The organism is Winslowiella iniecta (assembly GCF_001267535.1).
GTDB classification, from domain to species: Bacteria; Pseudomonadota; Gammaproteobacteria; order Enterobacterales; family Enterobacteriaceae; genus Erwinia; species Erwinia iniecta.
Genome location: NZ_JRXE01000016.1, coordinates 1 through 15151 on the forward strand (window position 1 = coordinate 1; position 15151 = coordinate 15151).

Genomic DNA, 15151 nt, shown 5'->3' on the forward strand with positions numbered 1-15151 from the left:
TCATCTCGGCGGCGTCAGTCCGCAGGCCTTTGAACAGGCCTCGTCGTGAGGACAGAATTTGTCTACTGGCGTGGGGTCAGTCCATATGAATCAGTTCAGGCTGGATGTTACCAAAGCATTCTCTAAACGCCGTGCTGTCGAACCAATCCGCCGCGAATATCTTCCCGGCTATCATGAAAGCCGAGACGGACTAAAAGCCTTGGGTGCGCAGCGTCACCATTACATTAATTTGGCTCGTGCTGAAAATCGTGTTGCGGGTCTTTTTAATGGTGAGCGCAGCACTGCCGATGAGCAGCAGTTGGGCTTGCTGGTAGTGATACAGAAGATTGAACAGATAGTAATTGATGAAGCGGTGCGTAGTGGCATGAGCCCGGCTGATGCTGTGCGTGAAGTGGCCCGCCGTATTGATGCCTTCGTCAGCCTTATTACATCATCGCCAGCGATGGGAGTTAGCTCATGAATCTGCGAGTTAGTAATGCTGAGGTTGAAAATCAAAGCCCGAATTCGTGCTTTGCTCACAGTCAATATAACTCATTGAAAATTCTACAGACGCCATATATGGCTTCTGCTTTGTGTTTGCGAGTGATTAATAGTCCCGCACAAAGTTTTCGCGTACGTTTAATGCCCGCGCAAATCACCTCTGTGAGATTAAACCCGCCAAAATGCTGGCGGTGCTCAGGAAGACAGAATTTGTGTACAGCAGTAAACGAAGTACGGATATGAACTTAAGTGAGGTAAGCGGTGGCATTACCCTTTTCGCAGACCTACAGCTTAGAAGGCCGTTGCTCTGTTAGCGGCACGTCATTTAGCGGATAAATGATTAAATGCAGCATTATTCAGCTAATTCGGCCGGTGAAAAACGCTTTTTATCAGTAGTCTCGCTAATTAAACGGGCCTTCATTGCCATGCCATAAATGCGTTTTACTAACGATACCGGCCTGGGGAGGTCAGGCCGGTATACCGCATATCTGCTTTGTCTATAAGGCTGCGACAACTTTCTTTGTGGCCGCCCGAAGACGTTTCTCACCGGTCACGCGGATCATCCAGATACTGGAAACATTGGCTGGCTGTCATTGATAGTGGGTTTTTGTGGTTAAAAATCCGACATCAAGATGCTTTTCATTGAAGGAAAAGAAGAGAAATATAGTACTTGGTGCTACACTAAAAGCTGACAGGATGTCTACATCATGCGTGTGTTCAAGACAAAATGGTTTACCAGGGCGGCTAAAATGCACGCCATCAGAGATAGTGAGTTATGTCAGGCCATAATGGATGTTATTGAAGGTAAGGGCGATAACCTCGGTGGTGGAGTATACAAAAAGCGCCTCAACCACAATCGTGACCGCTCAATCATTTTGGCTAAAGGTGGGGCTCGCTGGATATACGCATTTCTGTATGCCAAACAGGATATGTCGAACATTGATTCTTAAGAACTAACTGGATTCCGTGAATTGGCAAAGCATTACGCTGCTCTCTCAGATCAGAACATTGCAGCACTTATGAAGATTAAAGAACGGGTGGAGATTTGCCATGACTGCAAAAACTAAATTCAAAAGCCCCGCATTTGAAGCTATTCATAGTGCAGCTGCCGGGATGTTTAAAGCTGGAGTGATCCCACAGGAAACGATGCGTAACTTTGATGCAACCTGTATTGAGGATGTGAAAGAACTACAACCATCTGAAATAAAAAAATTACGTGAAAAACTCAATGTGAGCCAGCCGGTTTTCGCCCGTTATCTGAATACCAGCGTTTCGACAATTCAGAAATGGGAAACAGGGATGAAGCGCCCCAGCGGGATGTCTTTGAAACTATTGTCTGTGGTGCAAAAGCATGGATTAGAAGTGCTAATTTAAGTAAGCGTTTGTGGTAATACCTGAGCAAAATTTCGTTAAGGGAAAATAGCTTTAATGGATTGTTTTTAATAGAGAATAAATCAAACTGGAACAATATTCCGATAGTGTAGTTCTGATTATCCATAGGGAATTAATTACGATGAAGCTAGCCCTTAAAAAAGATTTAACATTTTGATGCCCGGTATGCGAGAGCGCAATGATGGAATGCTATGAAGAATCAAAAATAGCCAAACTTATTGGTTATGGTAAAGAATTAATTAAGGCGAATTAATTAAAGGTAATGGAGTTGATATTAAGTCACAACTCGCTATGACTTTTTAGTCAGTCAAATTTTAAAGGCTATTAAGCGAATATAAATCCGGGAGTATCTCCTTTGAAGAGGCGATACGAATATTGGATGAACAGTTCAACTCACTTAACATTATTGGTTATAATATAATGAAGTGCAAATTAAAACTATATGCCTGAATTTGGTACACAATACAGGATAGCCTCACTCTACCCTGTATCTTGAAATTTATTCGTTATTTTTTAACTTTTCAATGTCTGTATCTCTGCGTCATGGCATTTTTCCAGTAAGCATGAAATCACTTCTATATTATTGTTTAATACCAACTCAAATGGATGATGATTTAGTATTACTTTTGTTTTTTTACCATATGAATATAATGACACTATCGAGGTATGCCGTAATACTATTGTATAACCATAGCAATCATTAACTTTTAACATAGCATCTCCGGAATAAACTAAGATGAAGAGATTCATTACAATGTTTATTGACATAAACATTACTTATTTTCCCTGGGAGATACAAATAAATGCTTATAGAGATAAAAGATTATATCTTATTTATTATAATTACTATGGAGTCTATGTTTGCATCACAAACTATTCCTGATGACAAATTCCTTAAAAATCCGATACCTTAAGGATCTGTCAAATTCAGGCTCTCATAAAAATAGAGTTAAGTCACTGTCCATTTTTGTTGTTAATTCAGTAGCGCAAAAAATATTCAATCAATAACTGTAACGTTATAAACTTAATGGATTTAATTTAAAGGGTTGAAATTGAAAGAGTGGAATGGGTGGGCTTATGAACAGATGAAGCAGAGTGAATTGGTATGGCTGCAATTGATTTGTTAATTTATTTCTTCAGGATAATGACCACCGCCATATAACTCAAACTGTTACGTTTAGCGCTAACGTGGTGAGATTTTGACTCGAAACAGGTAAAGCGGTTGTTTTGGTTAGCGTAATTCCTCTTCCTGTAGCAAGGTGCTGTTCCGGGATTAACTAAAAAGATCTCACCGTCAGGTTAAGTTTGTATGCAATCAGGCCCAACAAGAGGATGATAAACCCATCGGGCATACCGGTTTAACAGCAGATTGTCGGATAACACACCGTGCAGACATCATTTCAGCCATAAAATGATTCACATACAGAGGACGCGGATCATGAAAGGGAATACCACTTTTGATCTCAGTTATGCGGCAATGACCTTTACGACAGAAGATTTTATCCATGATTGTATGGATCAGGTGAGAGATAGGCAGCCTGATCCGCAACTGTGGCTGGAGAGGGCACGCGCTGCTATGGATCTCTGGTATAGCCTGGCCTGTGCGGGTCGCGCGCCTAAGGGAGCCGTAGATGTCGATCACCGTCGTCTGATGAATTTTATTGCCAATACGACACCGAATCGGAAGTAAAAACCACTTTTGCCGGTGATGACTTCCCCCCTTACAGATGATTCAATTACCATTCCATCAGCAAATCCGGCATCGATGAATTAACGCGATTTGTATTTGTACAATATCCCTTGCGAGTATTATCCAACTTAAACAGATACAGCTTTAAATCGAAGGGCTACGTTATCGGCAATTAAAATACCGCTACTTCTGTTAATCAGGCTGCCGGGCAGGCAGCCTGACAAGAACACGATCAGAACATCATCACCATCCACGGATAGGCAATCAGCATCAATGAGCATAGGAAGATGGCACCGAAGATGGTTCCCAGGCGCCAGTAGTCCTTCGTCGGCAGGTATCCGCTACCGTAGTAAATCGGGCTGGGGCCGGTGCCGTAAGGGGTGATAATCCCCATCAGGCCGAGTGAAGTCACCATCATCAGACAGAACACCGGCATATTAATGCCCGGAATAGACGCGGCGATGGTCAGCATGGCCGGTAACAATGCGGTGGTATGCGCCGTGGTGCTGGCAAACAGGTAGTGCAGCAGGAAGAAGGCTATCAGCAGCATCACCGCCGACACTTCCGGTGGAATACCGTCGAGGAGCTGGCCGCCTTCTTTACCCAGCCAGGCGATAAAGCCGACGCGCGCCAGCCCGTCCGCCAGCGCCACCAGCGTGGCAAACCAGGCAAAGGTGTTCCAGGCCGGTTTATTGCTGATAATATCATTCCAGTTCAGCACCCCGGTCCACAGCATCAGCACCACCACCAGCAGGGCAGCCATCGCCGGTTCAATCCATGCGGTGGCAAAAATCCACATCAGCAGAGCACAGACAACAAACACCAGCAGCAAGATCTCATTGCGTGACAGCTTGCCCAGCTTTTCCAGCTCACTGCTGGCCCAGCGCGGCACCTCGTCGTTAACCTTCACTTCCGGCGGATAGAACCAGTAAGCCAGTAACGGCATTGTAAGGATCAGCAGCACGCCGAGCGGCAGGAAGGCGAGAAACCACATTCCCCATGAGATATCAAAGCCGACAATACTTTTCACCAGCGCCAAAGCCAGCAGGTTCGGTGCCAGCGCCGATAAGAACATCGAGCTGGTGATACAGGCGGCGGTGATCGCCACCCACATCAGGTAAGAACCAATCCTGCGCGCGCTGGGATCGTTAGGCTTCGAGCCATACAGCGGCGGCAGGTTGGCAATGATTGGGTAGATGGTGCCGCCGCTACGGGCAGTATTGGAAGGCGTAAACGGTGCCAGTAACAGATCGGCAAAAGTGATGGCATAGCCAAGTGTCAGACTGCGGCGTCCAAGATATTTCACCAGAATCAGCGCCAGCCGGCGACCGAACTGGGTTTTGTCATAGCCGGCGGCGAACATAAAGGCACCGAAGATCAGCCAGACGGTGGAATTACCAAATCCGCTTACCGCCCATTTAAAAGACTCGGTAGCGATTTTGAAATTGGGATTGGCCACCTCTGCCGGGCTGAATAACAGCCACTGGCTGAACAGGGCAATCACCACCACGCCGGTCAGGCCAATGACTGCACCGGGCAGGGGTTCAAAGATTAAGCCGATAATCACACCGACAAAAATGGCAAAGAAGTGCCAGGCATAGGGTTCCAGCCCGCCAGGAACCGGAACCAGCAGCAACAGCACGGCCACCAGCACCGGCAGGAACAGCATTATCAGGCGTTTTTTTGTTCCCTGTGGGGCAGGAACAGCCTTCGCAGCGTCATTCATCATCGATACCTGTTAGATAGTATTTGTCTGCACGTTATTAAGAATGCGGGTTAACCACTCAACATTCCGCGAAGTTCAGGTAATTTATCTGCAGCTTGATTGCTTATTAATTAAAGTGAGCATGTAATGGCCTGGGTATTTTTGTGTTGACAAAAAGAAAATGGAATAAGACATGTCTTATGACTCCTTTTGGCCGGGTTTAATACCCAAGGCGCTTAATCTGTATAGTACCTTACTGATTGAAAATAGTATTGATTTTACGCAAATATTCGGCAGCATCTAAGAATGTAGATTCCTTTGGCAAAAAAGACAATGTTTGATTGTATCTGTATGATTTTATTGGATTAAATTTAATATTGGTAACCCGTTTGATTTTTATTCGTTTTTGGTTAACAATTAAGACACTTGTCGCTGTTTTTTGTAAAAACAACCACATTCCCGCTGATTTAAAAGTTGATAATTAAATTTATAGCCTGCTAAAGCCCGTATTGAGTATATTAGTCATATAATACCGGACCCAATAACACAATCGAAATAACGCGCCCGGACCAGAATCAAAACTTTTAAATCCTGGAGTCGATTATAAATGAATACGCTCACCCCGCTACTGAATCCCCTTACACTGCCGAATGGTGCGGTACTTAAAAACCGCCTGCTGATGGCTCCGATGACCACCTGTACCGGTTTCTATGATGGCACCGTGACCAGTGAGCTGGTGGAGTATTATCGCGATCGTGCGGGTAGCATCGGTACGGTGATTGTCGAGTGCTGTTTTATTGATCCGAAAGGGCCAGCCTTCCCCGGGGCGATTGCCATCGACAGCGACAATAAAATATCCGGTTTGGCGAAAATTGCTGACGCCATTAAGTCCAAAGGTTCAAAAGCCATTCTGCAAATCTACCATGGCGGCAGGATGGTGGAGCCGGAACTGATTGGCGGCCGAACCCCGGTCGCCCCGAGCGCAATTGCTGCGCCGCGTGAAGGGGCCACTACGCCGCAAGCCCTGACCGGCGAAGAAGTGGAGGTGATGATCACCAAATTTGGTGATGCGGTAAACCGTGCGATTAAGGCCGGATTTGATGGGGTGGAAATTCATGGTGCTAACACCTATCTGATTCAGCAGTTTTACTCACCGAACTCCAACCAGCGTGACGATAAGTGGGGCGGCAGTCGCGATAATCGCGCCCGTTTCCCGCTGGAAGTGCTGGAGATTACCCATAAAATGGCGGAGCGCTTCGCCGATGCCTCATTTATTATCGGTTATCGCTTCTCGCCGGAAGAGCTGGAAGTCCCCGGCATCCGCTTTGACGACACGATGTATCTGCTGGAAAAGCTCGCTGCACGCGGGCTGGATTACGTGCATTTCTCGGTCGGCCAACTGTTGCGGCCGTCGATTGTTGACACCAGCGATCCTACGCCGCTGATTGATAAATATCGTGCCATGCGCTCGCCAACGCTGGCGAAAATCCCGGTTATCGGTGTCGGTGGCGTGGTGAATAAGGCCGAAGCCGAAAGCGGGCTGGAACACGGCTTTGACCTGGTGGCGGTCGGTAAAGCCTGCATCGCGTATCCGGACTGGGCTGACCGCATCATCAATAATGAACAGCTTGAACTGTTTATCGACAGCACGCAGCGTGAAGCGCTGAATATTCCGGAACCGCTGTGGCGTTTCTCGCTGGTCGACGCCATGATTCGCGATATGAGCGTCTCCGGGCGTAAATATAAAGCCGGGGTATATCAGGAGAAAGTGGAAGCCGAAGCGCTGAAGCTGAAAATTAACGTCACCCTCGATACCGACCGTATTACCGATATCATGCTGGTGCCGGACGATACCCTCGACGTTGACTTTACCACCACCTTTGAAAGTCTCCGTTCACGTATCCTGGTGGCGAACAGCCCCCATGTCGATGCGATTACCGGTGCCACCACCCAGAGTGAGGCGCTGAAGAAAGCCGTTTCCCGCGCGCTGGCGACGTCCAGTAAAGAACATGTGATTGAAGAGGGCGGTAATCCTCAGGCGCCACAAAACTATGATGTGGTGGTGGTGGGCAGCGGTGGTGCCGGGCTGGCTGCGGCGATTCAGGCCTGCGATGAAGGCGCGCATGTGGTTATTATCGAAAAGATGCCGACCATCGGCGGTAATACCATCAAGGCTTCGGTCGGGATGAACGCGGCAGAAACCCGCTTCCAGCAACTGAAAGGGATTCAGGACAGTAAAGAGCTGTTTTATGAAGAGACGCTGAAAGGCGGCAAGTTTAAAAACAATCCGCAATTGCTGCGCGAGTTTGTCGAACTGGCTCCCGAGGCGGTGGAATGGCTGGCGGCGCACGGTATTGAACTGAACGATATCACCATTACCGGCGGCATGAGCATCGATCGTACCCACCGTCCGGCTGACCGTTCTGCGGTGGGCGGCTTTCTGATCAGTGGGCTGGTGAAAAACATTAACAAGCGCAATATCGAAGTGCTGCTGGAAACTTCCGTCGCCGAAATTCTGACGGAAAATGGCGCGGTGACCGGCGTGAAAGTGGTTGATGAATACAATGACAGCCGCATTCTGAACGCCAAAAGTGTGATTGTGGCGACCGGCGGTTTCAGCGCCAACCGTGAGATGGTGGTGAAGTATCGACCGGAACTGGATGGCTTTGTGACCACTAACCACAAAGGCGCGACCGGCAGCGGTATTGCCATGTTGCAAAAGATTGGCGCGGAAACCGTGGATATGGGTGAAATTCAGATTCACCCCACTGTCGAGCAAACCACGTCCTACCTGATTTCCGAGGCGATTCGCGGCGGCGGTGCCATTCTGGTCAGCCAGGCGGGTCAGCGTTTTTATAACGAAATGGAAACCCGCGACAAAGTGTCAGCGGAGATTATTGCCCTGCCGGAGAAAAGCGCCTGGGTGATCTTTGATGAACAGGTGCGACTGAACAACAAAGCCGCCGATGAATATATCGCTAAAGGTTTTGTGCTCAGCGGCGCTTCACCACAGGATCTGGCGGTGAAACTGAATATGGATCAGGATGCTTTGCTGGCGACGCTGGCGCGTTACAACCAGTTTGTTGAGCAGCAGAATGACGAAGATTTTGGCCGCAAAACTGCGCTGCGTCATCCGCTGAATCTGGGGCCGTTTTATGCTATCCGCATCGCTCCTGGCGTGCATCACACCATGGGCGGTGTGACCATCAATACCGATACTGCGGTGCTGGATGCGGAAAAACAGGTAATTAAAGGTGCCTGGGCTGCCGGAGAAGTGGTTGGCGGTATCCATGGCGCGAATCGCATCGGCGGAAATGCGGTGGCCGATATTATTATTTTCGGCATTCTGGCCGGTCGTAACGCGGCGGCACTGGCGCGTCATTAAGTGGAAAACAAGGGCCGAAACGCTTCGGCCCTTGCAGTAACAGACGATAACCGGTGAGGGATCAGCAATGTCGCCAGACGATCGCGTTTATGCTTACTCGGCGGTATTGATGGGGTCGCCGATCCTGCTCAAGCTGCTCGAGCATAATCAGCCGGTAGCCGCTGGCGTCTTCCGACTGATTAAACAGCAGGAAAATCTGCTGACGGTTAACCGGCCAGACTCCGAAGTGATGGCGATTAACCATGCAGCGGGCGAGCATCCGGTGGTGGTCAGCCAGCCGGTATTTGAACTGATTGCCCGCGCCAGAGAGATCAGCTTACTGGAAGGCAGTTGTTTTAATTTCACGATAGGTCCGCTGGTTAAATGCTGGAAAATCGGCTTTCACGGCAACCGCGTTCCGCCTGCTGCGGAAATCGCGCGGCTGCTGACGCTGACCGATCCCCGGCAGGTGATTCTTGACCGCCAGGCGCGCTCGGTGTTTCTGCCAGTAAAAGGCATGGAGATCGACCTCGGGGCGATTGCTAAAGGCGATATCGCCGATCGGGTGCGGGATTTTCTCCGCCAGCAGCAGATTACTGATGCGCTGATCAACCTTGGCGGTAATGTGCAGACGCTCGGCGGTATGCCCGGCAGCGCAAACTGGGGAATCGGCCTGAAAAAGCCCTTTGCCGGGCCGGATGATTTAATTGGCGTGATCGGCATCAGCGGAAAATCGGTGGTCACTTCCGGCATTTACGAGCGCTATTTTGAACTGGCAGGGCAGCGCTATCACCATATTCTCAATCCCGAAACCGGTTTTCCGCTGGATAACGAACTGCTCAGCGTCACGGTCATTTCTCCGCAATCTATTGATGGCGATATCTTTACCACGTTGCTGTATGGCATGGGCGTGGAAAAAGGGCTGGCCTGTCTGGCGACAACGCCGGAAATTGAGGCCGTTTTTGTTACAAAACAGCGGCAGGTCATCTGCTCATCACAGCGGCAGTTTAACTTTACCCTGCTGGACAGCAGCTATCAGCTCGGGCGCAATCAACTCTCAGCGGGAAGGATGTTATGATGGTGCAATTATTTCCGCATTCAGGCTAGCCCTGCGGCGATACTCGCAAAATTATCCAAGGAGACAACAGTATGAAACAAGGACCACTGGAGCTGGAAGAACTGGAATGGCTGGATGATGTTCTTCTGAAATACAGTAATGAACATTCCATACTTGATGTTTCTGAGCTTGATGGTTTGCTGACCGCGATTCTTTCGGGGCCAAATCTGGTCGAGCCGAGTCAATGGTTGCCAGCGTTGTGGGGGGGGGAACAGTATGCCCCGGTCTGGGAATCAGAAGAGGAATTGCAGCGCTTTATGGCGCTCAGCTTCCAGCATATGAATGATATCGCTGAGCGGCTGAATGACTACCCGGAGCAGTTTGAACCGCTGTTCGGCGAGAGCCTTGTGGATGATAAAGAGTTCACCATCCTTGAACAGTGGTGCTTCGGCTATATGCGCGGTGTGGCACTGGATAACTGGTCGGCGCTGCCTGAAAAGCTGCAACCTTCGCTGGATCTGATCGCTCTGCACGGTCTGGAAGAAAACTTTGTCAGACTCGATAACCTGTCCTATGAAGATTTTGAACGCGATATCGCGGCGATTCCCGCTGCAGCACTGGTGCTGCATGCATACTGGCTGGGCCAGCGCTCAACGGTAAACTAACTGTCTGACCATCCTGCCCGTTGCTTGCGCACGGGCAGGGTTATCCCATCACGCCATCCCATCCCTGAACATATTTAACGTTAAAAATTAATCATATCCGGATGCTGATTCCGTCACCAGAATGCGCTGACCTGCCAGATACGGCTCAGTTAGCTTATTGCCTTTATTGTTATGATTTTAATGATAATTAGTGCGTTTTGCTTAATTTCTTGCCTGAATTACCCGACTTGCACCCGTTCTCAGCGTAATGTGCGCCTGGTCAAAATTCCACAAATTCAGCCTTATCAGGGATTGATAATTCGCGTCGCGAAAAATATTCTGTTACTCATTCCTGGCGGCTGCGCACTGCGCGCATCCGGCCTCGGTACCCTAACGCTTTTGTCAGTTAAAAAGGATTTTATATGCATCAGCACCTTAACCGGGGCAAGGACACGGCTTGCCTGAAATCACCCTCTGCCACCCTGAACCCAGTGGCTTTCGCCCTGGCCGGAACCTTGCTGGCGGGGGGAACAGGTTATTCAGCCTCTGCTCAGGCGGAGGGATTTATTGAAGACTCCAGCCTGACCGGCGGCTTCTATTACTGGCAGCGTGAGCGCGATCGTAAAGACCTGAATAAAACTCGCGAGGAAAAGCGCCCGGACGGCAGCACGGTGATTGTAGACAACCCGGACTACAACCGTTACGCCACCAACCTCTCACATGCCACTGCCAACCTGAATCTTGATTTCTCTTCCGGCTATGCCTGGGACCTGTTTGGCGTCGACCTGGCGGCATTTACCGCCGTTGAACTGGCTGAATCCCGTGCCAGTGGCCATCCCAATGAAATCGCCTTTTCCGCGAAAAACCGGACCTATAGCGAGGATTTTTCCGGTGATAAAAGTGGCGCCAGTGTGTATAAGGCCGCGGCAAAATTTCGCCATGACGGTTTCTGGGGGCATGCCGGTTACATCCAGCCAACCGGCCAGACGCTGCTTGCGCCGCACTGGAGCTTTATGCCCGGGACTTATCGCGGTGCCGAAGCCGGATATCAGGCGGATTTTGGAGCGGGCGGTGAGCTGAGCCTGGCGTATTTGTGGGCGGATAAATACAAGTCCCCCTGGCACACTGAAATGGATGATTTCCGCCGTAATGATCGCCAGACCCACATTGCTTACCTTCATTCGCTGGGGGCGAAATACGACTTCAAAAACAATCTGGTAGTGGAAGCGGCTTACGGCCAGGCGGCCAGTTACCTCGATCAGTACTTTACCAAAGCCAGCTGGAAAACCGAGCTGGCAGGGAATCCACTGACCACCAGCTATCAGTTTTATGGCGCGCAGGACAGGATCGGTAATAAAAACGATCCCAACAGTCTGTACGACGGCCTGGCGTGGCTGCAAGCGGTGACGTTAGGTTATACCACCGGCCCGTTTAGCTGGCGTCTTGAAGGCACCATGGTGAAGGCCGAAGGCAATCAGGGCTATTTCCTGCAACGTATGACGCCGGGATACGCCTCTTCCAATGGTCGGCTGGATATCTGGTGGGATAACCGTTCGGACTTCAACGCCAATGGTGAAAAAGCGGTGTATGCCGGTGTGATGTATGACCTGAAAAACTGGGATCTGCCGGGCTTTGCCGTCGGGGGATCATGGGTCTATGCCTGGGATGCGAGGCCGAGCAGCAACCCTCAGTTCGATCAAAGCCAGCGCCTGAAAGAGAGCGCCTGGAGCCTTGATGCGATCTACACCGTACAACAAGGCCGCGCCAAAGATACGCAGTTCAAACTGCATTACACCCAGTACAACAATCATTCCGACCTGCCAAGCTGGAGCGGCGGTTACGGCAATATTTTCCAGGATGAGAAAGACGTGAAATTTATCGTTATCGCGCCATTCACTCTCTTCTGATGTTCAAAACCAGCACAGTAAGGATAAGGTTGCAGATGAATGCATTTAAATTAACAGCGATGGTTGCAGCGGGATTATTTGGCTGTATCGGTAGCAGCATGGCGGATCAAAATCTTGTCGATCAGCTCAGTCAGCTACAGGTAAATTACCGCGTGCAGGATAACCGTGCGGCAGATAGCGGAGTGAAGTGTGGTGAACTGGGCGCTGATTTTGCCTCCTGCTACACCGCCACGATTACGCTGACCAACGGCGGGCAGGAGATTAAAGGCCGTGACTGGGCGATTTATTTCCACAGTATTCGCCGCATTCTGCAGGTGGATAACGACCGCTTTACCATCACGCCAGTGACCGGCGATCTGCATAAACTGGAGCCAACGGATAAATTTAATGGCTTTGCTGCCAGCCAGTCAGTGACGATTCCGGTGGTGGGGGAATACTGGCAGCTGTTTGAAACCGATCTGATGCCGCGCTGGTACGCCACTTCCGGTGATGCGCAGCCGAAGGTACTGGCGAATACCGACAGTGAAAATCTGCATCAGTTTGTCACCCCTTTTCGCGGCGACCAGTGGAAGCGTACCGCCTCGGACAATAATATTCTGATGTCGCCAGCCACGCGTTTTGCAAAAAATAAAGCGTTAGAACCGCTCACGGCAGCAGCGCTACGCGGACAGATTGTACCGACTCCGCTGGAAGTGAAAATCCACCCTAAGGATGTTGATCTCAGTAACGGCGTTGCGCTTGATCTCAGTGCGCTGGTGAAGCCATCCGCGCAGGCGGTTTTACAGCGTTTTGCCGCGCTGGGCATTGCCAGCGACCCGGCGGGATATCCGATTGCCACCCAGATTAATAAACCGGCTTTCAGCGGTAAGCTGGCGAAATCCGGCGCTTATACGCTGAGTCTCGGTCAGCAAGGGGCGACAGTGACGGGCTACGACCAGGCCGGGGTGTTTTACGGTCTGCAATCTATTCTGTCGCTGATTCCGGCTGATGGCAGCAAAACTATCGCCCAGCTGGAAGCGAAAGATGCGCCACGTTTTGACTATCGCGGCATGATGCTCGACGTCGGACGTCACTTCCATTCGAAGCAAGCGATAATGCGGATGCTGGATCAGATGTCAGCTTATAAGCTGAATAAGTTCCACTTCCATCTGAGTGATGATGAAGGCTGGCGTATTGAAATTCCTGGCCTGCCGGAGCTGACCGACGTCGGCGGCAAGCGCTGTCACGATCTGACGGAAACCACCTGCCTGTTGCCGCAACTGGGTTCCGGCCCCGACAGCAATAATAATGGCAGCGGCTATTTTACGCGTGCCGATTATATTGAAATTGTCCGTTACGCTCAGGCACGACAGATTGAAGTGATTCCGGAGATCGATATGCCCGCTCACGCCCGGGCTGCGATTATCGCGATGGAAGCGCGTTACCGTAAACTCACTGCCGCCGGTCAGCCGCAGCAGGCCAGTGAATTCCGCCTGCTCGATCCCGCGGATACGTCCAATACCACGTCAGTGCAATATTACGATCGCCACAGCTATCTTAACCCCTGCCTCGACTCGTCGCGACGCTTTGCCGATAAAGTGATTGGCGAAATGGCGCGGATGCATCAGGAAGCCGGTCAGCCGCTCACGACCTGGCATTTTGGCGGTGATGAAGCGAAAAATATCTACCTCGGCGGCGGCTACAGCGGTAAGCCGGAGGCGGGGAAAGGGCGGGTAGACCTGAGTAATCAGGATAAGCCCTGGGCGAAGTCACCCGCTTGCCAGAAGCTGGTCAGTGACGGAAAAATCGAGGACGTTGAACATCTTGCCAGCCACTTTGCGGTGGAAGTCAGCAAACTGGTTCATGCTCACGGCATCGAAAAAATGCAGGCATGGGAAGATGGCCTGAAAAATGCCAAAGATGCCAATGCTTTTGCCACCAAACGGGTTGGCGTTAACTTCTGGGAAACCCTCTACTGGGGCGGGTTTGATACGGCCAACGACTGGGCCAATAAAGGTTATGAAGTCACCCTGTCTAACCCGGATTACGTCTATTTTGACTTCCCGGCAGAAGTTAATCCGCAGGAGCGCGGTTACTACTGGGGCACCCGCTATACCGATGAAGCGAAGATCTTTAGCTTCGCACCCGACAACTTGCCGCAAAATGCGGAAACTTCGCGTGATCGTGACGGCAATAGCTTTGTCGCCAAAAGTGACAAAGCCTGGCCGGGGGCTTACGGTATCTCGGGTCAACTGTGGAGCGAGACCGTCCGCACCGATGACGATATGGAGTACCGCATTTATCCGCGCATAATTCCGCTGGCAGAGCGCGCGTGGCATCGTGCCGACTGGGAGCTGGAGTATAAAGCGGGTCGTGAGTTTTCTGCGGGCAAAACGCACTTTGTGAATGAGAAAAGATTGCAGCATGACTGGGCGCGCTTCGCCACGCTGCTGGGTCAGCGCGAATTGCCAAAAATGGACAAAGCCGACATTCAGTACCGCTTGCCGTTGCCGGGCGCTCGTGTGGTTGATGCCATTCTGCAAGCCAATATTTCCCTGCCGGGTGTCGCAATCCAGTATTCCGTCGATGGCGGTCAGCAGTGGCTGGCATATGACGATCGGCACAGACCGCGCTTAACAGGCGAAGTCTGGGTTCGCTCCGCCAGTGCTGACGGCAAGCGCTTTAGTCGTGCCGAAAAGGTTGAACCGCAGTAATCGTTGCCGCCTGTGGAGCAGCCCTGGTTATCCGGGGTTGCTCAGATTCCCCCCATTGAGACAATCCTGTCTGCGCTGTTAAGATAGCCTTTTCATCTGGCGAAAAATCTTAAAAATTTCCGGCAGCCTTTGAACGCTGATATGACGCTGGCGCGAATGTGTTATAAAAAAGATATAAAATCAATCAATTATCTTTAACAGGCGAGAAGCTCCGCCGCC

The 15151-nt window shown here is 50.4% G+C and carries 9 protein-coding genes and 1 pseudogene; 9 read left to right on the forward strand and 1 reads right to left on the reverse strand.

The window, feature by feature from the left end; all coding sequences use genetic code 11:
* The first annotated feature begins 85 nt into the window (after positions 1 to 85).
* From NG42_RS12360 to NG42_RS12375, 4 genes and pseudogenes are all read left to right on the forward strand, one after another.
* A complete protein-coding gene (locus NG42_RS12360) occupies positions 86 to 460 on the forward strand; it encodes a hypothetical protein (protein WP_241488351.1) in 375 nt (124 codons plus the stop codon).
* Positions 461 to 1187: 727 nt separating this feature from the next.
* Positions 1188 to 1547, forward strand: a pseudogene (locus NG42_RS12365) (type II toxin-antitoxin system RelE/ParE family toxin).
* Entirely contained in the window at positions 1531 to 1854 is a 324-nt protein-coding gene (locus NG42_RS12370) for a helix-turn-helix domain-containing protein (protein WP_052899750.1), read from the forward strand. Before NG42_RS12365 ends, NG42_RS12370 begins: the two are co-directional and overlap by 17 nt.
* A 1456-nt stretch (positions 1855 to 3310) precedes the next feature.
* Positions 3311 to 3562 (forward strand): hypothetical protein, encoded by a 252-nt coding sequence (locus tag NG42_RS12375; RefSeq protein ID WP_072133229.1) that lies wholly within the window; start codon positions 3311 to 3313, stop codon positions 3560 to 3562.
* A gap of 232 nt (positions 3563 to 3794) precedes the next feature.
* On the opposite strand, the gene NG42_RS12380 is transcribed toward NG42_RS12375, so the two are convergent.
* Positions 3795 to 5291 carry an anion permease gene (locus NG42_RS12380; protein ID WP_052899751.1) on the reverse strand — a complete coding sequence of 499 codons (1497 nt, stop codon included), beginning with the start codon at positions 5289 to 5291 and terminating at the stop codon, positions 3795 to 3797.
* A gap of 583 nt (positions 5292 to 5874) precedes the next feature.
* Between NG42_RS12380 and NG42_RS12385 the strand changes: the two genes are divergently transcribed.
* The 5 genes from NG42_RS12385 (at position 5875) to NG42_RS12405 (ending at position 14932) form a co-directional block, all read left to right on the forward strand.
* The gene (locus NG42_RS12385; RefSeq protein ID WP_052899752.1) at positions 5875 to 8652 is read left to right on the forward strand and encodes a flavocytochrome c; all 2778 of its coding nucleotides are present in this window, start codon (positions 5875 to 5877) and stop codon (positions 8650 to 8652) included.
* A 67-nt stretch (positions 8653 to 8719) separates the two neighbouring features.
* A complete protein-coding gene (locus NG42_RS12390; protein WP_052899753.1) occupies positions 8720 to 9709 on the forward strand; it encodes an FAD:protein FMN transferase in 990 nt (329 codons plus the stop codon).
* A gap of 71 nt (positions 9710 to 9780) precedes the next feature.
* Positions 9781 to 10353, forward strand: a complete 573-nt coding sequence (locus tag NG42_RS12395; RefSeq protein WP_053115811.1) for a UPF0149 family protein — start codon at positions 9781 to 9783, stop codon at positions 10351 to 10353.
* A gap of 440 nt (positions 10354 to 10793) precedes the next feature.
* A complete protein-coding gene (chiP, locus tag NG42_RS12400; protein WP_052899843.1) occupies positions 10794 to 12239 on the forward strand; it encodes a chitoporin ChiP in 1446 nt (481 codons plus the stop codon).
* Positions 12240 to 12274: 35 nt separating this feature from the next.
* Positions 12275 to 14932, forward strand: a complete 2658-nt coding sequence (locus tag NG42_RS12405) for a beta-N-acetylhexosaminidase (RefSeq protein WP_052899754.1) — start codon at positions 12275 to 12277, stop codon at positions 14930 to 14932.
* Positions 14933 to 15151 lie beyond the last annotated feature (219 nt).